Source organism: Pantoea phytobeneficialis, from assembly GCF_009728735.1.
Lineage (GTDB): Bacteria > Pseudomonadota > Gammaproteobacteria > Enterobacterales > Enterobacteriaceae > Pantoea > Pantoea phytobeneficialis.
Window position 1 is genome coordinate 1939950 of record NZ_CP024636.1, and the last position, 20981, is coordinate 1960930.

Here is a 20981-nt window from a genome sequence, read left to right on the forward strand (position 1 = left end):
TATGGATGATAAACACGCGCCTGCTGTCGCGCTTATGTTTTCGGGGCAGGGCAATCCGGTTATCGGGATGGGGGCTGATTTATGGCATATCAATCAGCAAGCACGGCAGATTTGGGATTGTGCGAGCGATATTTCGCAGATGGATATTCGTCGTCTTTGCTTAAAAGGTCCAATGAATAAATTGGTGCAAACACCTTGCCAGCAAGTGGCGGTCACGGCGATAAATGTAACGCTGTATACTCTGTTGCTTGATAAACTCAATGTCGAGACAACAGTGGGTTGCTGCGGTCATAGTGTCGGCGAATACAGTGCGTTATATGCCGCGAAGGCTGTTTCCCTGGAGGACTTGTTTAAAATAATCCATTTCCGATCACAGTTGATGCACGAATTAAGCAAAGAAAATAGTGGGACGATGTATGTCGTGAAGGGTATCGATTATCACACAATGACTGAACTGATTGCGCGTTCGGATATTGAGTTGGATGTCAGTTGCGACAACAGTCCCCATCAACAGGTTATTGGCGGGACATCCGCTGCGCTCACGGCATTTGTCCCGCTATTGGCCCGGCATGGCTTTGATGCTTTCAAACCCGGCGTGAGTGGAGCCTGGCATACCCGTTTAATGGCGCAAGGGGTAAAGCAAATGCGCAATTTTTTAGCGGCGGTGGAGATTAAACGCCCAGATTTCGACATGTTGATGAATGTGACGGGTTGTGCGGAATACGAACCGGAGAAGATTAAACACAATCTGGCGCTGCATTTAACCCATACCGTAAAGTGGACCGATTCGATGGCGCGCTTATTAAGCCATCCATTAACACCGGTGCTGATTGAGGTCAGTAACAAGGCCTACCTCGGCCATATGCTGAAGGATTTTCCCGGTTTTACATCGAAAATGACGCAACATTGTCGAACCATTACTGGTGCCTTATGATTCCAGATTATCAGAAATTTATCTCTTTTCAGGATAAGAGAGTTATTCCATTTTTCTTCGCTGTGATTCTGGTCGTTGTGGGTTTTTACTGGAAGAATAATGATTATCAATTAACGCAGCACAATGTTTGGCCGGTCAGCGCATTATTGGCTATCGTGCTGTTTAATTTCATTTATGACCTCAAGGCTTTTTGGGCGTATAGCTGTGTTATTGGTCGTGTCGATGTAAATGTTTTCTCTGAGAAGCCTTGTGGTAAGTTGCTGAATGTTGTCTCCCGTCCCGTAATCATCAGTACGCTTATGCTATGGATGTTCTGGATTATTGCAACTGGCTGGCTGTCATTGCCTGCAACGATGTATTCGGTTCTTTGTTTTTATATTACTTCATCTTGCATTGTTTACCTGGTATTCAGATGGCTCAGACCAGTGTATATTCGTCAGGTGCTGACTTCTGCTACACCAGGTGTGAAATACCGACACCTTTATCAGTATGTTAGTGTCTGTCTCTTCACTGTCACGTTACTGAATGTCATCTCAGTTAGCCCTTTAGCACAGCAGGAAGGCTTTTCCTTGCGGGAGGGTTTCTTGTCCATAAGACTGATGGTGGCTATGCTGATTCTTTGTACTATTGTCCTGGCGATAAATTTAGCATTCGCTCGTATATCCAAAAGATATGTATTTTTGGGGCGTATCTTCTTAAAAGAAATCGACTTCTTCTTTTCAAAATCGGTTCCGTTCAGTCGTTTATCCTCGCGGCCATTAATCATCAGAATTCTTATAGTGTTGTTCATTCTGGCGGTATGGATTGTTGCGGTAAGCACAGCACTTAGCCTGTTGCAGTGGCAAATCCGTTTTGAGTGGTACTTTTTGTTCTGTTTTCTACCTTGTATGGGTTATTGCTTTTTGCATACCTGGTGGCAATACCATCATGAGTTTATGATGGCTTGTGATATGTACTTTCGCTATGAAGCGTTTAACAAACGTAATCTTTGATCTTGATCAGCAGAAGTAGGTAATTCTATCGGCGAAATCTTTAAAAAGGTAAATAAAAATATTCTGAGAGGAATCTTATTTCTCAACAGTCACCACTCTGCGTAATTTACCCCGGTGAACAGGAGCGGCGGTAACACAAGGATGAGGTGAGCCTTTTTGGAACATAGGATCGTTGACGCGCTGAGCTGCATGGGATGTCGGCTTGGTTGTCGTGTGCATCACGACGAAACATTTAAAGTAGAGTTTTGTACGGATAAAAAGTTAGTACTTTGGCCTGAAGGTAATGATTATTTAAAACTGGCATTACATGAGTTAGTTTTTAAAAGTAATGGCTGTGAGCTGAGTGAGGACACTCTGATTGTTGATTTCTCACTGAGACATCTCGGTTTATTCATTAATGATGAGTGGCTAACGGTTTTCTCTGCGTGTGGCATGGAAATTGTTCTGATCCCTGACAGAAGAATGATGGCGATTGCGCATTATTGGTGGCGGAAATCAGCCAGTATCAAAGCTGTTATTCCTACCGATGCGGGGTTGGATTGTTTTATGGCCGATTTGAAAAACAGGCTCTGTGGCAGCAGGACTAAGCGGATTAAAGCTCCGGCAGCAACTGAACGAGAAATGCATGTGTTAAAGATGATATACAACGGCAGTACTGTGAACGAAATAGCCACCTTACTGGGTTGTAGCGTGAAAAGTGTTTATATCCATAAATCGACGTTAAAGAAAAAAATGGGTAGTGACATTATCTTTCATATGCTGCCGCAGCAGCACTAGTGTCAACCTTACGGGCATAAAAAATCCGGAAATGAAGTCCATTTCCGGATTCTGGCAGGGTGTCTTGATCGACTACGCGCGGGTTTAGCGCGGTGACACGGTAACCTGGCTGCCGTTAGATGCCATCACAACACGCTGGCCGACAGAGAAACGGGTGGCGGCCTGTTTCTGCACCACCATGATGGTGTTGCCGTCATCTTTACGGATTTCCAGTTCGACACCGTCACTCTTATTCAGGGTGCTCTGCACGCCCTGGCCAGCTACACCGCCGAGCACGGCACCGCCTGCGGTTGCCAGGCTACGGCCGCTTCCGCCGCCGATGGTGTTACCGAGGAAGCCACCTAATACGGCACCACCGATGGCACCAATAACATTGTTTTCGTCACCGCCCTGAATCTTGACCGGGCGAACGGAAACCAGCGTACCGTAAGAAACGCTCTGTACTTGTTTCGCTTCACTGGCACTGTAGACATCACCAGAAAGGGTGTCGTTACTCACACAACCTGCCAGCGTTAAGCCGGCAAGGGAGACGACCAGAAAACGCTTAATCATCAGAAAGCTCCTTCATGCAAAAATGTGCCGTGTTCTCATCCTGTTCTGCACAGAGTATAAGACACAAAACTGGCAATTGACTCTTCGTCCGGATAATACGCGGTTGGAGGCGAAGCATAGACCATTGCATCTCAACAAAAATTCAATTGAACACGAAATATTTTAACCTGGAATGCGCTACGCAATGTGCTTAAAAAGCGGAATTTAATCATAGAATTAGCCTGCGTAATTTGCCAGGCTACTCAAAGATGAATCATTTGCTCGTAGGCGAGTAAGGAAAAGTTATGAAATCAGGACGCTATATCGGGGTGATGTCCGGTACCAGTCTTGACGGTGTCGATGTGGTGCTGGCGGCGATCGATGAACATATGGTGGCGCAGCAGGCGAGCTACTGTCATCCGATACCACAAGATTTGCGGCAGCAGGTGCTGGCGATCTGTCAGGGACAATCTCTGACCTTGTCGCAATTGGGGCAGCTCGATAACCGTCTGGGTAAGCTGTTCGCAGAAGCGGTATTAACCCTGATGCGCCAGCAGTCGCTGGAGGCCAGCGATATCATGGCAATAGGTTGCCACGGACAAACGGTGTGGCATGAGCCGTTAAGTGATGCGCCTAACACCTTACAGATTGGTGATAATAACCAAATTGTTGCTGCCACCGGCGTGACCGTGGTCGGGGATTTTCGCCGCCGCGATATGGCGTTGGGCGGGCAGGGTGCTCCGTTAGTACCGGCGTTTCACCAGGCTTTATTAATGGACAGCGTTGAGCGGCGCATGGTGTTGAACATCGGCGGGATTGCCAACCTCTCGTTGTTACTGCCAGGCCATGCGGTGCGCGGCTTTGATACCGGGCCGGGTAATATGTTGATTGATGCGTGGATTTGGCGTCACAAAGGCCAGCCCTACGACAAAGATGCCGCCTGGGCGCGCAGTGGGCAGGTGGTCCCGGCGCTACTTGATCAGATGCTGGCCGATCCCTGGTTCGCCTTACCGCCGCCAAAAAGCACCGGACGCGAATATTTCAACCTCGGATGGGTCGAGCAACAATTACAACGCTTCCCGGCACTGGCTGCGCAGGATGTACAGGCGACACTGACCGAACTCACCGCGCTGACCATTACGCAGCAGGTACAACTGAATGATGGCTGCGATCGCCTGTTAGTATGCGGTGGCGGCAGCCGTAACCCGCTGTTGATGGCCCGTCTGGCGGCAATGCTGCCCGGTACGGAGGTCAACACCACTGACCAGGCCGGTATCAGCGGCGATGATATGGAAGCGCTGGCCTTTGCCTGGCTGGCGTTCCGCACCTTGTCCGGCTTACCGGGCAATTTACCGGCGGTGACTGGCGCGCGCGAAATGAGCGTGCTGGGTGCCATCTATCCGGCCAATTCCCGGCAGACACGTTAAGGAGTCAGGATGAAAAAGGCGATTTTAGTGGGCGGCGTACTGCTGCTGAGCGGTTGTGGTTTAATGCATAAACCCGCCGAAGCACCGCAAAAGTTACATTACCGTTGCGGTACGTTGCCGCTAACCGTAACCCTGGATAACCCGCGTCAGCAGGTCAGTTTTATTCTTGATGGCAAAGCGCTGACCTTGACCCAAACCGTTGCCGCTTCCGGTACGCGCTACAGTGACGGCACTTACGTCTTCTGGTCGAAAGGGAATGGCGCTTTTATCGAGCGTAACGATAAAATTGTGATTAATGACTGCGAATTGCAGAATGCGGATGGTTCCGCCCAGTAATCGTTAAAGAAAGAGTAAACAGCATGAGCGACAGTGACAGTTTGCAAAATATTGCCCACCTGCGTCGTGAATACACCCGTGGTGGTTTGCGGCGTAAAGATCTGCCAGAGGATCCTCTGGCGCTGTTTGAACATTGGCTACAACAGGCGTGTGCCGCGCAACTGCCCGATCCCACCGCCATGACGGTGGCGACGGTAGACAGCAGCGGCCAACCCTATCAGCGCATCGTGTTGCTCAAGCATTACGATGACAAAGGAATGGTGTTTTACACCAATCTCGGTAGTCGTAAGGCGTTGCAGCTGGCGGACAATCCGCGCATCTCGCTGCACTTCCCGTGGCACTATCTTGAACGTCAGGTGATGGTGCTGGGCGAAGTTGAGAAACTGTCGGCACTGGAGGTGTTGAAGTATTTCCATAGCCGTCCGCGTGACAGCCAGATTGGTGCCTGGGTTTCGAAGCAGTCGAGCCGCATTTCCGCTCGTGGCGTGCTGGAAGGCAAGTTCCTCGAATTGAAGCAGAAGTTCCAGCAAGGTGAAGTGCCCCTGCCGAGTTTCTGGGGCGGATTCCGGGTTAAATTCCACACGATGGAGTTCTGGCAAGGGGGAGAACATCGGCTGCACGATCGCTTCCTCTATCAACGTCAGGACAATGGCTGGTCAATCGACCGTCTCGCCCCGTAAAACTGCGTTTTAACCCCTTTCAACGCTGGCGCAGTTGGCGTCAGCGCTTTATGCTATAGCCCTCATTTTTTTCACTTCCGCAAATCAGCGGAAAGCTGTGTACCAGCATAGGTGCAGTCTGATCAATTTGGAGTCAGTGATGACCAGCAGTAACCTGATACAACAATTGCAAGAGAGGGGCTTGATTGCCCAGGTAACGGACGAGGAAGCGTTAGCAGAGCGACTGGCGCAAGGGCCAATTGCACTCTATTGCGGCTTTGATCCCACCGCTGATAGCTTGCACTTGGGCCATCTGGTGCCGCTGCTCTGCCTGAAACGTTTTCAGGATGCCGGACATAAACCGGTCGCGCTGGTGGGTGGTGCCACCGGTCTGATTGGCGATCCCAGCTTTAAAGCAGCAGAACGTAAACTGAATACCACTGAAACCGTGGGCGAGTGGGTGGAGAAAATCCGCCATCAGGTCGCGCCATTCCTCAGTTTCGATTGTGGCGACAACAGCGCCATCGCCGCCAATAACTATGACTGGTTTGGTGGCATGAATGTGCTGACCTTCCTGCGTGATATCGGTAAACACTTCTCTGTGAACCAGATGATCAACAAAGAAGCGGTCAAACAGCGTCTTAACCGTGAAGATCAGGGTATCTCCTACACCGAATTCTCCTACAACCTGTTGCAGGGTTATGACTTTGCCGAGTTGAACAAGCGTTATGGCGTGGTGCTGCAAATTGGCGGTTCCGACCAGTGGGGCAACATCACCTCCGGTATCGATTTAACCCGTCGCCTGCACCAGCAGCAGACCTGGGGTCTGACCGTGCCGTTGATCACCAAGTCTGACGGTACCAAGTTCGGTAAAACCGAAGGTGGCGCGGTGTGGCTCGATGCGAAGAAAACCAGTCCGTATAAGTTCTACCAGTTCTGGATCAACACCGCAGATGCGGATGTGTATCGCTTCCTGAAATTCTTCACCTTCATGAGCATTGAAGAGATCAATGCGCTGGAAGAAGCCGACAAAAACAGCGGTACCGCACCTCGCGCGCAGTACGTGTTGGCAGAGCAGGTAACACGACTGGTGCATGGCGATGCGGGCCTGACTGCGGCCAAACGCATTACCGAGAGCCTGTTCTCTGGCAGCCTGAGCGATATGACCGAAGCGGATTTCGAGCAGCTGGCACAGGACGGTATGCCGACCATCAACCTGACCGCCGAAGATGACCTGCAACAGGCGCTGGTCAAAGCGGAGCTGGTGCCTTCACGCGGCCAGGCACGTACCATGATCGGTTCGAACGCGGTTTCTCTGAACGGTGAAAAACAATCTGACGCCGAATACCGTTTCAGCGACAGCGACAAACTGTTTGGGCGCTTCACGCTGCTGCGTCGCGGCAAAAAACACTACTGCCTGATTAACTGGCAGTAAGCAATTCAGGGCCGGTTTCCGGCCCTTTTTTTATGGCAAGGCAGTACAGGGCAATAATGAAAAATATTCTCGCAATCCAGTCTCATGTTGTTTACGGCCACGCTGGCAACAGCGCGGCAGAGTTTCCCATGCGTCGTATGGGTGCCAACGTCTGGCCGCTGAATACCGTGCAGTTCTCCAACCACACGCAGTATGGCCACTGGACCGGCACCGTGATGCCAGCCACCCATCTGACCGATATTGTGCAGGGCATCGCCGCTATCGATCGATTGAAGACTTGTGATGCGGTGCTGAGTGGCTATCTGGGTTCCGCCGAGCAGGGTGAGCAGATTCTGGAGATTGTGCGCCAGGTAAAAGCCGCTAACCCGAATGCCTGGTACTTCTGTGATCCGGTCATGGGGCACCCGGAAAAAGGCTGCATTGTTGCGCCGGGTGTGGCGGAGTTTCATTGCAAAATGGCGCTCCCGGCCAGCGATATTATTGCACCGAACCTGCTGGAGCTGGAGATGCTGAGCGGGCACAGCATTGCCAATGTTGAACAGGCGGTGGTTGCGGCTCGTGAGCTGATTGCTCAGGGACCAAAAGTGGTGCTGGTGAAACATCTGGCGCGTGCCGGACGTCGCAGCGACCGTTTTGAGATGTTGCTGGTCACTGCCGATGAATGCTGGCATATCGACCGCCCACTGGTCGATTTTGGCGTACGTCAGCCGGTCGGCGTCGGTGATCTCACCAGCGGGCTGCTGCTGGTCGATCTGCTGCACGGCAAGTCGCTGCGTGATGCGCTGGAGCACGTCACGGCAGCGGTGTATGAAGTTATGCTGAAAACCCATGAAATGGGCGAGTACGAACTGCAACTGGTGGCGGCACAGGATGCCATTGCGCAACCGACGCAGCATTTCGCGGCGGAAAAACTGTAACAGCCCGTCGCGGCGCGATAAATCGCGCCGCGACGCATCAGACCAGACCTTCCGCTTTCAGCGCCGCCTGTACCGCCGGGCGTTCTGCCACCCGATCAAACCAGCTATTCAGCGCCGTAAACCCACTCAAATCCAGTTGTAACGCATGCGCCCAGCGCGTCACCACAAACAGGTAGGCATCCGCCACGGTAAAACGCAGCCCCATCAGCCACTGTTTATCCTGTAACGCCTGATTTGCGATGGCGAATTTTTTGATTAGCTGTTCACGCACCAGCTCTTTGTATTCTGCGGGGGTGTCCTTTCGGAACAAGGGGCTGAAGCCTTTGTGCAATTCAGTACCGATAAAACTGAGCCACTCCAGTGTGTGATAACGGGTGAGACTCCCGGTCGGCGCCAGCAGGTGGCGATCGGGTTTTTGATCGGCCAGATACTGCACAATCGCCGTACCCTCCGTCAGTAACGTGCCATCATCAAACTGTAAAGCCGGTACCTGTCCTTTCGGGTTTATCTGCCAGTAATCCTCTCCTCGCTCGGTACGTTTCAGTTGCAGGTCGACATTAACCTGTGTGAAGTCCAGCCCGCATTCGCGCATCACGATGTGTGGCGATAGCGAGCAGGCACCGGGCTTACAATAGAGTTTCATCATGGCCTCTCCTCGGTTTGTTGTGATCAAACCAGCATAATTCGGCGAAAAAGATTTGCCAGTGATACCGATCAGGAATCGTGGCTGATAGCGTAATTTTCTTCATGAAAGCAGGCGAGTGCGGGCAAACGCGTCAGTGCAAAATCCCAGAACTGACGGACTTTCGGCGTCATGTTCCTTACTCGTTGCGTCACCAACTGTACCGGCAAGGCGGCAGGTTCCCACTCCGGTAATAAACGGATCAATGTTCCCGCGTGCAGATCGTCCAGCACCTGATAGGAGAGTAGACGCCCAATCCCCTGGTGGCTGCGCAATGCCAGCAGCTGACTCTCCACTTCATTCACGCGCAGTCGAGGGGTAATACGCACCCGCACATCACGCGCAAATCGCCATTCTCGTGTCTGCCGTATCCCGGCAATCAGCGCATGTTCGCTCAGTGTGGAGGGATGCTGCGGAATACCTGCGCGTTGTAGATAATCCGGGCTGGCAATCAGCATACTGCGTACCTCGCCGACCCGACGTGCCACCATCGAGGAATCCTGAAGTTCACCGATGCGTAGCGCGATATCCAGCCCGTTATCGATCAAGTCCTGATAGCTGTCGCTGAGTACCAACTCCAGCTGAATTTCCGGATGAAGCGCCAGGAAGGCGTTCACCAACGGCATCACATGGCGGCGGCCAAACTGAACCGGGGCAGTGACGCGCAGCAGCCCCTGCAATCCGCTATGGTGGGCGCTCTCCATTGCGGCCTGATAATCGGTCAGCAACTGGCGTGCCTGCTCAAACAGTTGCCAACCGGCTTCGGTAGGAGCCAGTTGGCGCGTGGTGCGTTCAATTAAGGTGGTGCCGAAGCGCTGCTCCAGCGCCGCCAGAGTACGGGTGATGACCGGCGGCGAACGCTGCAAACGACGGGCGGCTGCCGCCAGGCTACCTTGTTGAATGACGGTGACAAACACCTGTAGCTCATCGAATCTGTCCATCATTATTCCTGATTTTGTAACAGTCTCTTGTCGTAACCCGATCTTCATTACGTAAACCACAAGAGTAAGCTAAGCAAAAAAGGAGATCATCATGAAACTGTACAGCACACCGTTATCTGGCCATGCGCACCGTGTCCGACTATTACTGAATATGCTGCAACTGGATTATCAATGTATTGAAGCGGCGGCGGCTTTGCGCCAGCAAGCTGAATTTCGCCAGTTGAATCCGTGGCAGCAAATTCCGGTGCTGGTGGATGACGAGGTCGTGATTTACGACAGTAACGCCATTCTGGTGTATCTGGTGCGCCGCTACGCACCGGACAGCCACTGGCTGCCGGATGAGCCGGTGGCTGCCGCCCAGGTGCAGTTGTGGCTGGGGAAAGCAGCGGGAGAGATTCGTTATGGCGTTGGATCAGCGCGTTTAATCAAACAATTTCACACCCCGGAAGACTACGCCTCGGCGTGCAGCGTGGCGGCGCGTTTTCTGCCACAGATGGAAGCGCATTTAAGCACGCAACGCTGGCTGGCAGGTGAGCTGCCGACCATCGCCGACCTGGCTTGTTACGCGTACGTGGCTTGTGCCCCCCAGGGCGGCATTTCATTACAGCCGTGGCCCGCCATTCGTCAGTGGCTGGCCCAGGTCGAGGCGCTATCCGGCTTTGAGGCGCTACCGCCATTACCCCTTCCCGAGGAAAGCGAAAATGTTTCATCCCGGTGAACAACGCGCCCAGCAACTGGCAGGTTTTAGCCAGGTACGGGCCGCAATTTACGATCAGATGCCGTTGCAGCACCAGATGTTTTTTGCGCAATTGCCCTATCTGCTACTGGCGCAACGCGATAGCCAGGGCTGGCCGCTGGCGCATTTATTGATGGCTGAACCCGGTTTCATCCAGCCGCTGGATGAGCACTACCTGGCGATCAGCACCCACGCGCTCCAGCGTGCAGCGCTATTACAACCGTTGGCGGAAGGCGATGCGCTGGCCATCCTCGGCATTGATTTCGCCACACGGCGCCGCAACCGCGCCAGTGGGGAAGTTGCGGCGATCGGGCCAGAACATCTGGTGATGCGAATTCACGAGAGCTTTGGCAACTGTCCGCAATATATCCATCAATATCCGTGGCATTTTCCGGCGGAGCAACAGGTCGAGATTGCACAAGCCACATCCTTAAGTGTTGAAGACCGGCAGCATCTCAGTCACAGCCAAACGTTTTTTATCGCCAGCGGTTCTCCGTCCGGCAGTATGGATATTTCACATCGCGGTGGTCCTGCCGGTTTTCTGCGCTGGCATGACTCTGGGTTACTGTCGTTCGATGATTTTCCCGGTAACCGTTATATGAATACCCTGGGCAATTTGTTGCTGGATGCGCGCTGTGCGCTGTTGATCCCGGACTGGCAATTGGGTACCGCGCTGCACTTGCAGGGTGAGATGACCATCGATTGGGCCGCGAGCAACGCAGAAGGGAAGGTTATCCGGCGTTTGTGGTTTACGCCGCAGCAGGTGATGCGGTTAGGCGTGGGTGCCTGCTGGCAAGCAGACACCGCCGCATAAAAAAACCGCCATCCCAGGGGATGACGGCTTGATCGTTTTTCCGGACTGAACCGCAGAATCAGGAATTGGCGTTGGCGCGCTGCAATTCAGTCTGGGTATCGTCCTGTGTCATGCGGTTCAGCAGCGGGGCGGTGATCAGCATCAGGATAGCAATCACCCCGGTCGCGATACCAATCTGCTGGAACACATGGCTGTACACCGCCAGCGACGTGTGCGGATCGGTGACATCACTCGGCACGGCCATCAGGTTAGCCACTTTACCGGCGATCATCGCAGCACCTGCGGTGGTCAGGAACCAAGAACCCATGATAAAGCCCATCAGACGCTGTGGAACCAGCTGAGCCACCATCGCCAGGCCAAGGCCAGAAATCATCAGCTCGCCCACGCTCTGCAATGCATAGCTGAGAATCAGCCAGTTGACTGACACGATGCCCGCTTCGTTCGCGAATTTGGCACCAAATGGCAGCACCAGGAAGGCACCAGAACACAGCACCATACCGATGGCAAACTTGTGCGGCATTGGCAGTTTGTCGCCCATCTTGTTGTACACCGCTGCCAGAATCGGGCTGGCAAGCATGATCCAGAACGGGTTAAGCGCCTGGAACTGCTCCGGTTCGAAGGTGATGCCGAGAATGGCATGCTCAACGTTACGGATGGCGAAGAAGTTCAGCGAGGTCGGCATCTGCATGTACAGCACGAAGAACACGATGGCTTCAACCATCAGCAGGAAGGCGACGATCATTTTACGGCGTGCCGCGCCCTGCAAAGCAAAGGCTTCTTTGGCAAACACCATCACGATACCAATCGCAATCACACCCAGCGCCATGCGCGCGATGCTCTGATGATGCAGCAGCCAGGTCGCCAGGGCGATCAATGCCACCACGCCAACCAGCGTCATCAGCAATTTGTTGATCTGCAGCGGAGCGAAATCAGGTTTGGAACCGTAACCCTTCACCAGACGCTGACAGAACAGGAAGTTCAGCAGGGTGATCACCAGACCAACAACCGACAGCGAGAATGCCGCGCCCCAGCCATACTTCGCCGCCAGCCACGGTGTCAGCATCATGGAGAACAGCGAACCGATGTTGATCGACATGTAGAACATGGTGAATGCGCCGTCGATACGCGGGTCGTCTTTCTCGTAGCAGGTGGAGAGCAGGGAAGACGGGTTGGCTTTAAACAGGCCGCTACCCACCGCAATGGTGGCCATACCGACATACACCATGGTGGTGTCATGACCGGAGAAGGCGACAAAAGCATAACCCAGCGCCAGAACCATCACCCCGAGGACGATGACACGTTTGGTGCCCAGCACTTTATCACCCAGCCAGCCGCCAATGGCGACCAAACCGTAAACCAGCGCACTAAACGAGGTGAACAGGGTGATGGAATCTGCTTCCGACATCCCCAGCTGTTTCACCAGGTAAACCGCCATAATGGCTTGCAGGCCGTAGTAACCAAAACGTTCCCACAGTTCGATCGAGAAGATCAGGTAGAACGCTTTCGGTTGCTTGAACGCGTTGAGGCTGACTGCCTCATCAGTGTGTTTGTTTGCAGTTGACACGAGTACCTCAGTTTATACATAGCCTGTTTTTTGACAGGAATTAAGTCTGCGTCAGGTTGGGTAAATCCTGCGCAACATTGTTATTAGATAGGAAAAACGGCGCCTAATTTGGCTGAATCAGGCCAGCAGGGCAAGTACTTTTTACACGCTGAAATACCTGTGAAGGGTAGGGTTAAAGCAATAATAAAAAGTTGTTAATCAGTGTTAAATCCCGAGTGATGACATTATATCAGGATAATCGGTTGGTTTGCAGATCGTTAAGATCATTTTCATGATATAAACTGCGATTATTCTTAATTTCAGGAGATATGTCTGCTGTATGAAACATAAACAATAAATAAACCTGTTAATGGCGTATTGTTAAGCACGATAGGTTGATAATTAAACAAAAAAACCAGTGCAAAGATTCCAGCGCGCTAATTAGTTGATCCTGCGCACAAAAATACGATTTATTTTCTCATGTAAAAAAAGAAAACGTTTGCGTAGCCCTTTTCAGGCAGATAAAAAACGCCATTCAAGCCGGTATCAGGCATAAGCAACAGCTTTAAGGGAGTAAAAGCAAATTCCGCTAATAGCAGCGGGAAAGGATGAGAAGGAGTTTTTTATTGATTGAACATTCAATATAAAATAACTACACTTTTTCACATTCCATATACACAACCGATGAACACCATGCCAAAAACAGGAATGAAAGCCATTCGGCAGGCGCAGTTGATTCAGGCGACCCTGACGGTGATTGACCGTGTGGGGCTGGCTGAGGCCAGCATCGCGCTGATAGCCAAACAAGCCGGGGTGTCGACCGGCATCGTCAGCCATTACTTTGGCGACAAAAACGGTCTGCTGGACGCCTGTATGCGGCAAATCCTCGCCGATCTTTATCTGGCGGTGGAGCGGCAGAGACGGCTGGCAGATGACACGCCGGAAGCGCAGATCCGCGCCATTATTGATGGCAATTTCGACCCGTCGCAGGTCGAAGGGCCGGTGCTCACTACCTGGCTGGTGTTCTGGACCAGCAGCCTGCATCACGACAACCTGCAACGTTTGCAGCGTATTAATGACAAACGCCTGTGGTCGAACATCACCGCGCAATATGCCCGCGTTTTGCCGCGTGAGCAGGCCCGCGCGGCCGGCAGCAGTCTGGCAGCGTTAATTGACGGACTGTGGCTACGGATGACATTAGCACCGCAGCCAATGGCACAGGGATTGGCGCAGGCGCGCCAACTCTGTTATCAGAATCTTGCCCTGTGGCTGGCCACCGCCGGGCCTACCCCATCCTGAGGAGAACATATGGCTGAGATCACGCGCCGCGGCTTATATATCAATGGTCAGGAGTGTCCGGGCTACGGACCGCTGTTTACCAGCGTCAACCCGGCTAACGGCCAGGTGCTGGCGGAGATCACCGCCGCCAGTCAGGAAGATGTCGATCGTGCAGTTTCCTCTGCCTGTGAAGGACAGCGCATCTGGCGAAGCTATACCCCAGTGGAGCGCAGCCGCGTGTTGCTGAAAGCCGTGGCTTTATTGCGCGAACGTAATCAGGCGCTGGCGGAACTGGAAACGGCGGATACCGGTAAGCCAATCAGCGAAACTGCCGCGGTTGATATCGTCACCGGAGCGGATGTGCTGGAGTATTACGCCGGTCTGGCTCCGGCATTGCAGGGCGAGCAGATCCCACTGCGTGACACCGCCCTGGTGTACACCCGGCGCGAACCACTGGGCGTCTGTGCCGGGATTGGTGCATGGAACTACCCAATCCAAATCGCGTTGTGGAAAAGCGCCCCGGCCCTCGCAGCGGGCAATGCCATGGTGTTTAAACCCAGCGAAGTGACGCCGCTGAGCGCCCTGGCGCTGGCAAAAATCTACAGCGAAGCCGGATTGCCGGATGGGGTATTTAACGTGGTGCAGGGCGCGGGTGAGGTGGGTCAGGCGCTGAGTCAACATCCGCGCATCGACAAAGTCTCCTTCACCGGCGAAGTGAATACCGGTAAACGGGTGATGGCGGATGCCGCGCTCGCCAATCTGAAAGAAGTCACCATGGAACTGGGGGGCAAATCGCCGCTGATTGTGTTTGCCGATGCCGACCTGGAACGTGCCGTCGATGGCGCGCTAATGGCGAATTTCTACAGCAGCGGCCAGGTATGTACCAATGGCACCCGGGTGTTTGTCCATCACAGTATTCAGGTCCGGTTCGAGCAGCGTCTGCTGGAGAAAATGCAGGGCATCCGTATGGGCGATCCACTGGATGCCTCGGTGAACTTCGGCCCGCTGGTCAGCGAACAGCACTGCCGCAAAGTCGAAAGCTACCTGAAACTCGGCAAGGAGCAGGGTGCACGTCTGCTGGCGGGTGGTCATCGCATCATCGACGGCCCGTTGGCGCGGGGTTGTTATATCGAACCAACGGTGTTCAGCGATTGCCACGATGAGATGCGCATTGTGCGTGAGGAGATTTTTGGCCCGGTGATGAGCATCCTCAGGTTCGACAGCGAAGAAGAGGTGATTCGCCGGGCTAACGATACCGAGCTGGGGCTGGCCGCCGGGATTTTCACCCGCGACCTTAATCGCGCCCACCGTGTTACCCATCAACTCGAAGCAGGGATCTGTTGGGTCAACAGTTGGGGCGAATCACCCGCACCGATGCCGGTGGGAGGATATAAGCAATCCGGGCTGGGGCGTGAAAACGGCATCGTAACGTTGCAAAACTATACGCGCACCAAATCTGTGTTGATTGAGCTGGGCGACTACCCGAGCGCATTTTGAGTTTTCATCCCCGGCGGCGTACCGCCGGGGCGAACAGGAGGTTGAATGCAGAAATTTGATTACATCATTATTGGTGCAGGCTCCGCAGGCAATGTGCTGGCCACCCGTTTAACTGAGGATGCTGACGTATCGGTACTGTTACTGGAAGCGGGCGGTCGCGATCACCGCTGGGACTTCCGTACCCAAATGCCAGCCGCTTTGGCTTATCCATTGCAGGGTAAGCGTTATAACTGGGCGTATGAAACCGACCCGGAACCGCAGATGAATCAGCGCCGTATGGAGTGCGGGCGGGGTAAGGGGCTGGGCGGTTCATCGTTGATCAACGGCATGTGTTATATCCGTGGCAACGCGCTGGATTACGATAACTGGGCGAAGAAAACCGGGCTGGCGAACTGGGCCTATCGCAACTGCCTGCCCTATTTTCGCAAGGCAGAAAAACGTGATGCCGGTGCCAACGATTATCATGGCGCAGAAGGCTATCTCAGCGTGACCACGGCGAAAACCGGCAACAACCCGCTGTATCGCGCTTTTGTTGATGCCGCCAGACAGGCCGGACACGCAGAAACCGATGACCTCAACGGTTATCGTCAGGAGGGGTTTGGGCCGATGGATCGTACTGTGACGCCACAGGGCCGCCGTTCCAGTACCGCACGCGGCTACCTCGATGTGGCGAAGGCGCGCCCAAATCTCAGCATCATCACCCATGCACAGACCGACCGGATTATCTTTGACGGCAAAACCGCTACCGGTGTGCGCTGGCTGGTCAAAGGTGAGCCGCAGCAGGCGCAGGCACGACGTGAGGTATTGTTATGTGCCGGGGCCATCGGTTCGCCACAAATTCTGCAACGTTCCGGGGTTGGCCCCGAGGAGTGGCTGCGTGAACTGGAGATCGAGGTGGTGCACGCGTTGCCCGGCGTTGGCCGCAATTTGCAGGATCATCTGGAGATTTACATGCAATATCGCTGCAAGCAGCCGGTGAGTCTCTATCCGGCATTGCAGTGGTGGAACCAACCGGCGATTGGTGCGGAATGGCTGCTGAAAGGGACGGGCGTGGGGGCCAGCAACCAGTTTGAGGCGGGCGGGTTTATCTGTAGTGATGACCAGCCAGACTGGCCGGATCTGCAATACCATTTCCTGCCGGTGGCGATTAATTACAACGGCAGCAGCCCGGTGAAGGAGCACGGTTTTCAGGCGCATGTCGGTCCGATGCGGTCCCTGAGCCGTGGGCGGGTGAAACTGACATCGCAAGATCCTTATGCTGCCCCCTCGATCTTTTTCAATTACATGTCACAGGAACGTGACTGGCAGGAGTTTCGCGCCGCTGTGCGCCTGACGCGCGAAATCATGCGGCAACCGGCGCTGGCCGACTATTGCGGAGCCGAAATTCAGCCCGGCCCGGCGGTGCAGAGTGACGAGCAAATTGACGCCTTTATCCGTTCACACGCCGAGACGGCCTATCATCCCTGTGGCAGCTGTGCTATGGGCTATGGCGAGATGGATGTGGTGGACAGCGTCGGGCGAGTGCACGGTGTGCAGCAACTGCGCGTTGTGGATGCCTCGATTATGCCGCAAATTACCACCGGCAATCTGAATGCGCCGACAGTGATGATCGCCGAGAAGATTGCCGATGCGATCCGTGGCCGAGCGCCGCTGACCGCTTCTACAGCGGATTATTACGTACAGGGTTAACATCCCGTAGCGACACGATTTATTGCGCGGTTCTTTCTGGCAATGTGCACGGAATCGCGCGAAAAATCGCGCCGCTACATGACAGCCAAACCTCTTTGCTGTAACCTCCTTTTTTCCCCGAAAGGACGTTCCCATGACGCAGTCAGTTCGTGTCGCCCTTGTAGGCGATTACCGTGCCAGTGCCGTCGCGCACCAGGCCATTCCTCCCGCAGTTCAGCTTGCCGCTCAACATCTTAGCCTCAACGTTACCGCCGACTGGATTGCTACCCCCGAAATCCATATCCCCGCTTTTGCCGACTATGATGCCATCTGGGTCGTGCCAGGCAGCCCCTATCAAAACGATGCCGGGGTGTTCGCCACCATTCAATGGGCGCGTGAACACGGCAAACCGTTTCTCGGTTCCTGCGGTGGTTTTCAATACGCGGTGATTGAGTATGCGCGCAACGTGCTGGGCTGGGACGATGCCGCCCATGCAGAAACGGATAAAGAGGGGCGCTGGGTAATTGCACCGCTGAGCTGTTCGCTGGTGGAACAGCGGGGCGAAGTGACCTTTAAACCCGGCTCACGTATCGCGATAGCGTATGACGCACTGCAAAGTGATGAGGGTTATCACTGCAACTTTGGGGTCAATCCTGATTTCAGCGAGGCACTGGAGACGCGCAACCTGCACATCACCTCGTGGGATCTGGCAGGGGATGTGCGTGGTATAGAACTGACCGATCATCCGTTCTTTATTGCGACGCTGTTCCAGTCGGAGCGTGCTGCGCTGCAAAACCGTTTATCACCGCTGGTGGTGGCGTGGTTGCAGGCCGCCACGCGATAAATCTTGCGTCCATCGTAGCGGCGCGATTTATCGCGCGCTGTTGCCGGTTATGAAAGTTGCAGCAACGGTTTCTGGCTGCGGCCGGACTGGTGATAAAAGTGAATTGCCTCGCGCCACTGATCAAACGGGTACACGGCAACTTCGCCGCAGTCGCTGCTCCGCAACAGCGGCCAGAGTTCAGCAAACAGCTGCTGCCATGCCGCAGGCGTCAGCGCATCCAGATAATGACGGACATGAAACCAGTGCAGGGCGGGGCGCGCGGCGTTAACGCGCACTGGCTGACCGGTCAGCACGCCATAGGCGATAAATTGCGCATCAGTGGGTAGCGCTTGCCAGATGAGCTGGCTCACCGCGCCACCAGTGGCATCAAACACCAAATCGGCCCCGGCGGCGCGCTGGCGGATGTCTGCATGTTGATCCTGCTGCAACGCACCGATAGCAAGACGCTCTAACCGTTCCGCATGTCGGGGCGCACGATAGATAGCGGTTACGCTCTGCGCCCCCCACCGCAACGCCCATTGCGCCAGCAGCAGCGCACAGTCCGAGCCGCCAGCGGTGAGCAGCAGGTGTTTATTGCCGGGTGACCAGTTTTTCAACATCAACAGTGCCGCCAGCGGATTGATATACGCGCGGGCCGCCAGCGTGCTGTCGATATCGTCCGGCACCGGAATGGCGAGAGCGGCATCACAATCGACATAGCGTTGCCAGGTTCCCGTGCCGCGCAAAGGCAGTACCCGTTGACCCAGTAAGTGGCTGAAATCAGCCGGAGCGGCAACCACCGTACCCACGCCTTCGTAACCCGCGACCCGTGGCGGGGTGACACGGTGACGATAGGCACCGGTAATCGGAATCAAATCAGAGGCATTGACCGGCGCGAACCGCATCTGCACGCGCAGTTGCGCAGGGGCCAGCGGTGCAAGCGGAGTGCGTTCGAAGGTCAGAACGTCAGAAGGGTTGCCAAACTGCCGGAAAATTAATGCTGCATTCTCAGCAGTGGTCATGGCATCCCTCGTTATTCGGTTTTGGCGTCAAACTCGCACAGGTCTTCAATTAAGCAGGAGCCGCAGCGAGGTTTGCGCGCCACGCAAGTATAGCGACCGTGCAGAATCAGCCAGTGGTGGCAATCAACCTTAAAGGCTTTCGGTACCACCTTCAGCAGCTTCTCTTCCACTTCTTCGACATTTTTACCGGGGGCAAAACGGGTGCGATTGCTGACGCGAAAGATATGGGTATCGACGGCAATGGTCGGCCAGCCAAAAGCGGTGTTCAGCACCACATTAGCGGTTTTGCGGCCTACACCGGGCAGGGCTTCCAGCGCGGCACGATCTTCCGGCACCTCGCCGCCATGCTGCTCCAGCAGGATTCGGCAGGTTTTGATGACGTTTTCCGCTTTGCTGTTAAACAGGCCGATGGTTTTGATGTACTCCTTCACACCCTCGACCCCGAGCGCCAGGATGCTGGCCGGGGTGTTGGCCACCGGATAAAGCTTTGCCGTGGCTTTATTGACGCTGACATCGGTGGCCTGCGCCGAGAGCAGTACCGCAATCAATAATTCAAACGGCGAGCTAAAGTTCAGCTCGGTGGTAGGGTGGGGATTCTCATCGCGCAGACGCGTGAGAATTTGTACGCGTTTATCCTGATTCACACCGCTTTCCCTGTCTGGCCCTGCGGCTCTGCGGCGGGCGTCTCGGCACGATTGGCCGCACGTTGTTTCATCTTCTGGTCAATAAGGTATTTTGCCGCCAGCAGCATACCAAGGCCAATAAACGCTCCCGGCGGCAGCATCGCCAGCAGCATCGGAGAATCAAAATGCACCACTTCAATACGCAGCACTTTCGCCCACGGGCCGAGTAACTGGTCTGCGCCGTTAAACAGGGTGCCGCTACCGATAATTTCACGAATCGAACCGAGGGTGACCATCGCGCAGGTCGCTCCCATGCCGATGGCAAAGCCATCCAGCGCGGAAAGCGGGATACTGCTTTTTGACGCGACGGCTTCTGCACGACCTACCACGATGCAGTTGGTCACAATCAACGGGATAAAAATGCCGAGTGACTGATATAAACCGTGGGCATAGGCATTGATCAGCATCTGCACGCAGCTCACCACTGAGGCAATGATCATCACATAAATCGGGATACGAATATCCGCTGGCACCCAACGGCGAGAGGCGGAAATTGCGCTGTTGGTGATGGTCAGTACCAGGGTGGTCGCCAGACCAAGGCCGAGGGCGTTGGTGGCGGTGGAGGTCACCGCCAGTAGCGGGCAGAGTCCGAGCAACTGCACCAGCGCGGAGTTGTTTTTCCACAGGCCGCCGATCAGTAAGTTTTTCGCTTCACTCATTTTGCCTCTCCACATTCGGGCAGCGATGACAGTTTCGCTGGCAGGGTTTCAATCAGTAACGCGGCGCGTTTGGTGGCATTGACCACCGCGCGTGGGGTGATGGTCGCACCGGTAAACTGGTCAAATTCACCGCCATCTTTCTTCACTGCAAAATTTTTGTCATCGGCACCGTGCACCACTTTGCCGTTGAAACTGTTGATCCAGTCAGAGACGCGCAGCTCGATTTTATCACCAAGGCCGGGGGTTTCATGATGTTCGATGACACGCACGCCCAGCACTTTACCGTGGAAATCCGCGCCCACCAGCATTTCAATCGCTCCAGAATAGCCGTCTGGTGCGGTAGTCTCAAGCGCCACCGCCACCGGTGTATCGCCTTTGCGCGCCAGATAAAGATGGTGCGGTTTACCGTTGCCGAGGGCCGGATCGGTGACCAGATAACATTCCTGTTGAATGTGGTTGTCGTACAAATCGGTCGGCACCACCTGATCCAGCAGGTTTTTCTGTTGCAGCGCGGTCTGATGATCAACCGTTGGCTTGGTAACAAAGTTAACGATTGCCGTCACGCCGGTGGTGATCACCGCGAAAATTGCCAGCGTCAGCGCATTTTTACGAATAGTCTCGAACATC

General features: G+C 54.3%; 22 protein-coding genes. 14 read left to right on the forward strand and 8 right to left on the reverse strand.

Features of this window, described 5'->3' with window-relative positions:
• The first annotated feature begins 1 nt into the window (after position 1).
• The 3 genes from CTZ24_RS09065 to CTZ24_RS09075 all read left to right on the forward strand — a co-directional run bounded on the left by CTZ24_RS09065 (position 2) and on the right by CTZ24_RS09075 (position 2703).
• Complete coding sequence (locus CTZ24_RS09065) at positions 2–934, forward strand: ACP S-malonyltransferase (RefSeq protein WP_208725356.1); 933 nt, start codon at positions 2–4, stop codon at positions 932–934.
• Positions 931–1926, forward strand: a complete 996-nt coding sequence (locus CTZ24_RS09070) for a YcdU family protein (RefSeq protein WP_208725357.1) — start codon at positions 931–933, stop codon at positions 1924–1926. The genes CTZ24_RS09065 and CTZ24_RS09070 overlap by 4 nt, the downstream gene beginning before the upstream one ends.
• 156 nt (positions 1927–2082) lie before the next feature.
• A complete protein-coding gene (locus tag CTZ24_RS09075) occupies positions 2083–2703 on the forward strand; it encodes a helix-turn-helix transcriptional regulator (RefSeq protein ID WP_208725358.1) in 621 nt (206 codons plus the stop codon).
• A gap of 84 nt (positions 2704–2787) precedes the next feature.
• Here CTZ24_RS09075 and slyB read toward each other — a convergent pair whose 3' ends face one another.
• Positions 2788–3255 (reverse strand): outer membrane lipoprotein SlyB, encoded by a 468-nt coding sequence (slyB, locus tag CTZ24_RS09080; protein ID WP_013508888.1) that lies wholly within the window; start codon positions 3253–3255, stop codon positions 2788–2790.
• A gap of 284 nt (positions 3256–3539) precedes the next feature.
• Between slyB and anmK the strand changes: the two genes are divergently transcribed.
• The 5 genes from anmK to pdxY all read left to right on the forward strand — a co-directional run bounded on the left by anmK (position 3540) and on the right by pdxY (position 8008).
• A complete protein-coding gene (gene anmK, locus CTZ24_RS09085; protein ID WP_208725359.1) occupies positions 3540–4661 on the forward strand; it encodes an anhydro-N-acetylmuramic acid kinase in 1122 nt (373 codons plus the stop codon).
• Between the two features lie 9 nt (positions 4662–4670).
• Complete coding sequence (locus tag CTZ24_RS09090) at positions 4671–4997, forward strand: MliC family protein (protein WP_021185210.1); 327 nt, start codon at positions 4671–4673, stop codon at positions 4995–4997.
• A 23-nt stretch (positions 4998–5020) separates the two neighbouring features.
• Positions 5021–5677: a pyridoxamine 5'-phosphate oxidase gene (gene pdxH, locus CTZ24_RS09095; RefSeq protein WP_208725360.1), complete on the forward strand. Its 657-nt coding sequence runs from the start codon at positions 5021–5023 to the stop codon at positions 5675–5677.
• A 139-nt stretch (positions 5678–5816) separates the two neighbouring features.
• A complete protein-coding gene (gene tyrS, locus CTZ24_RS09100) occupies positions 5817–7091 on the forward strand; it encodes a tyrosine--tRNA ligase (RefSeq protein WP_208725361.1) in 1275 nt (424 codons plus the stop codon).
• A 53-nt stretch (positions 7092–7144) separates the two neighbouring features.
• Entirely contained in the window at positions 7145–8008 is an 864-nt protein-coding gene (gene pdxY / locus CTZ24_RS09105) for a pyridoxal kinase PdxY (RefSeq protein ID WP_200864673.1), read from the forward strand.
• 37 nt (positions 8009–8045) lie between these two features.
• Here pdxY and gstA read toward each other — a convergent pair whose 3' ends face one another.
• Both gstA and CTZ24_RS09115 read right to left on the reverse strand, forming a co-directional pair.
• Positions 8046–8651 (reverse strand): glutathione transferase GstA, encoded by a 606-nt coding sequence (gene gstA / locus CTZ24_RS09110; protein ID WP_208725530.1) that lies wholly within the window; start codon positions 8649–8651, stop codon positions 8046–8048.
• A gap of 71 nt (positions 8652–8722) precedes the next feature.
• Positions 8723–9631, reverse strand: a complete 909-nt coding sequence (locus CTZ24_RS09115; RefSeq protein ID WP_208725531.1) for a LysR family transcriptional regulator — start codon at positions 9629–9631, stop codon at positions 8723–8725.
• Positions 9632–9722: 91 nt separating this feature from the next.
• Here CTZ24_RS09115 and CTZ24_RS09120 point away from each other — a divergent pair, with 91 nt between their 5' ends.
• Entirely contained in the window at positions 9723–10349 is a 627-nt protein-coding gene (locus tag CTZ24_RS09120; RefSeq protein WP_208725362.1) for a glutathione S-transferase family protein, read from the forward strand.
• The gene (locus CTZ24_RS09125; protein WP_208725363.1) at positions 10333–11181 is read left to right on the forward strand and encodes a pyridoxamine 5'-phosphate oxidase family protein; all 849 of its coding nucleotides are present in this window, start codon (positions 10333–10335) and stop codon (positions 11179–11181) included. The genes CTZ24_RS09120 and CTZ24_RS09125 overlap by 17 nt, the downstream gene beginning before the upstream one ends.
• A gap of 58 nt (positions 11182–11239) precedes the next feature.
• Here CTZ24_RS09125 and dtpA read toward each other — a convergent pair whose 3' ends face one another.
• Positions 11240–12745, reverse strand: coding sequence for a dipeptide/tripeptide permease DtpA (gene dtpA / locus CTZ24_RS09130; protein ID WP_021185202.1), 1506 nt, complete (start codon positions 12743–12745; stop codon positions 11240–11242).
• Between the two features lie 672 nt (positions 12746–13417).
• On the opposite strand from dtpA, the gene betI reads away from it, so the two are divergent.
• The 4 genes from betI to CTZ24_RS09150 all read left to right on the forward strand — a co-directional run bounded on the left by betI (position 13418) and on the right by CTZ24_RS09150 (position 18011).
• Positions 13418–14023 (forward strand): transcriptional regulator BetI, encoded by a 606-nt coding sequence (gene betI / locus CTZ24_RS09135; protein ID WP_208725364.1) that lies wholly within the window; start codon positions 13418–13420, stop codon positions 14021–14023.
• 9 nt (positions 14024–14032) lie between these two features.
• On the forward strand, positions 14033–15499 hold the full coding sequence (gene betB, locus CTZ24_RS09140; protein WP_208725365.1) for a betaine-aldehyde dehydrogenase: 1467 nt from the start codon (positions 14033–14035) through the stop codon (positions 15497–15499).
• A gap of 45 nt (positions 15500–15544) precedes the next feature.
• Positions 15545–17188: a choline dehydrogenase gene (gene betA, locus CTZ24_RS09145; RefSeq protein ID WP_208725366.1), complete on the forward strand. Its 1644-nt coding sequence runs from the start codon at positions 15545–15547 to the stop codon at positions 17186–17188.
• Positions 17189–17321: 133 nt separating this feature from the next.
• On the forward strand, positions 17322–18011 hold the full coding sequence (locus CTZ24_RS09150; RefSeq protein ID WP_021185198.1) for a CTP synthase C-terminal region-related (seleno)protein: 690 nt from the start codon (positions 17322–17324) through the stop codon (positions 18009–18011).
• A 47-nt stretch (positions 18012–18058) separates the two neighbouring features.
• Here the strand turns inward: CTZ24_RS09150 and CTZ24_RS09155 are convergent, their stop codons facing one another.
• Genes CTZ24_RS09155 through rsxG form a run of 4 tightly spaced genes read right to left on the reverse strand, consistent with a single transcriptional unit; the run spans position 18059 to position 20980 of the window.
• Positions 18059–19012, reverse strand: a complete 954-nt coding sequence (locus CTZ24_RS09155; RefSeq protein ID WP_208725367.1) for a zinc-dependent alcohol dehydrogenase family protein — start codon at positions 19010–19012, stop codon at positions 18059–18061.
• Between the two features lie 11 nt (positions 19013–19023).
• The gene (gene nth / locus CTZ24_RS09160) at positions 19024–19656 is read right to left on the reverse strand and encodes an endonuclease III (protein WP_021185196.1); all 633 of its coding nucleotides are present in this window, start codon (positions 19654–19656) and stop codon (positions 19024–19026) included.
• Positions 19653–20354, reverse strand: a complete 702-nt coding sequence (locus CTZ24_RS09165) for an electron transport complex subunit E (protein ID WP_208725368.1) — start codon at positions 20352–20354, stop codon at positions 19653–19655. Before CTZ24_RS09165 ends, nth begins: the two co-directional genes overlap by 4 nt.
• Positions 20351–20980, reverse strand: a complete 630-nt coding sequence (gene rsxG, locus CTZ24_RS09170; protein WP_021185194.1) for an electron transport complex subunit RsxG — start codon at positions 20978–20980, stop codon at positions 20351–20353. The genes CTZ24_RS09165 and rsxG overlap by 4 nt, the downstream gene beginning before the upstream one ends.
• Position 20981 lies beyond the last annotated feature (1 nt).

Excerpts from the sequence above, each read along its gene's own strand:
- gstA (WP_208725530.1), bottom strand. The coding sequence starts at position 8,651 with ATGAAACTCTATTGTAAGCCCGGTGCCTGCTCGCTATCGCCACACATC.
- CTZ24_RS09125 (WP_208725363.1), top strand. The coding sequence starts at position 10,333 with ATGTTTCATCCCGGTGAACAACGCGCCCAGCAACTGGCAGGTTTTAGC.
- betA (WP_208725366.1), top strand. The coding sequence starts at position 15,545 with ATGCAGAAATTTGATTACATCATTATTGGTGCAGGCTCCGCAGGCAAT.
- CTZ24_RS09165 (WP_208725368.1), bottom strand. The coding sequence starts at position 20,354 with ATGAGTGAAGCGAAAAACTTACTGATCGGCGGCCTGTGGAAAAACAAC.
- anmK (WP_208725359.1), top strand. The coding sequence starts at position 3,540 with ATGAAATCAGGACGCTATATCGGGGTGATGTCCGGTACCAGTCTTGAC.
- slyB (WP_013508888.1), bottom strand. The coding sequence starts at position 3,255 with ATGATTAAGCGTTTTCTGGTCGTCTCCCTTGCCGGCTTAACGCTGGCA.
- CTZ24_RS09070 (WP_208725357.1), top strand. The coding sequence starts at position 931 with ATGATTCCAGATTATCAGAAATTTATCTCTTTTCAGGATAAGAGAGTT.
- betB (WP_208725365.1), top strand. The coding sequence starts at position 14,033 with ATGGCTGAGATCACGCGCCGCGGCTTATATATCAATGGTCAGGAGTGT.
- CTZ24_RS09065 (WP_208725356.1), top strand. The coding sequence starts at position 2 with ATGGATGATAAACACGCGCCTGCTGTCGCGCTTATGTTTTCGGGGCAG.
- betI (WP_208725364.1), top strand. The coding sequence starts at position 13,418 with ATGCCAAAAACAGGAATGAAAGCCATTCGGCAGGCGCAGTTGATTCAG.
- tyrS (WP_208725361.1), top strand. The coding sequence starts at position 5,817 with ATGACCAGCAGTAACCTGATACAACAATTGCAAGAGAGGGGCTTGATT.
- CTZ24_RS09155 (WP_208725367.1), bottom strand. The coding sequence starts at position 19,012 with ATGACCACTGCTGAGAATGCAGCATTAATTTTCCGGCAGTTTGGCAAC.
- CTZ24_RS09150 (WP_021185198.1), top strand. The coding sequence starts at position 17,322 with ATGACGCAGTCAGTTCGTGTCGCCCTTGTAGGCGATTACCGTGCCAGT.
- CTZ24_RS09115 (WP_208725531.1), bottom strand. The coding sequence starts at position 9,631 with ATGGACAGATTCGATGAGCTACAGGTGTTTGTCACCGTCATTCAACAA.
- pdxH (WP_208725360.1), top strand. The coding sequence starts at position 5,021 with ATGAGCGACAGTGACAGTTTGCAAAATATTGCCCACCTGCGTCGTGAA.
- rsxG (WP_021185194.1), bottom strand. The coding sequence starts at position 20,980 with ATGTTCGAGACTATTCGTAAAAATGCGCTGACGCTGGCAATTTTCGCG.
- CTZ24_RS09090 (WP_021185210.1), top strand. The coding sequence starts at position 4,671 with ATGAAAAAGGCGATTTTAGTGGGCGGCGTACTGCTGCTGAGCGGTTGT.
- CTZ24_RS09120 (WP_208725362.1), top strand. The coding sequence starts at position 9,723 with ATGAAACTGTACAGCACACCGTTATCTGGCCATGCGCACCGTGTCCGA.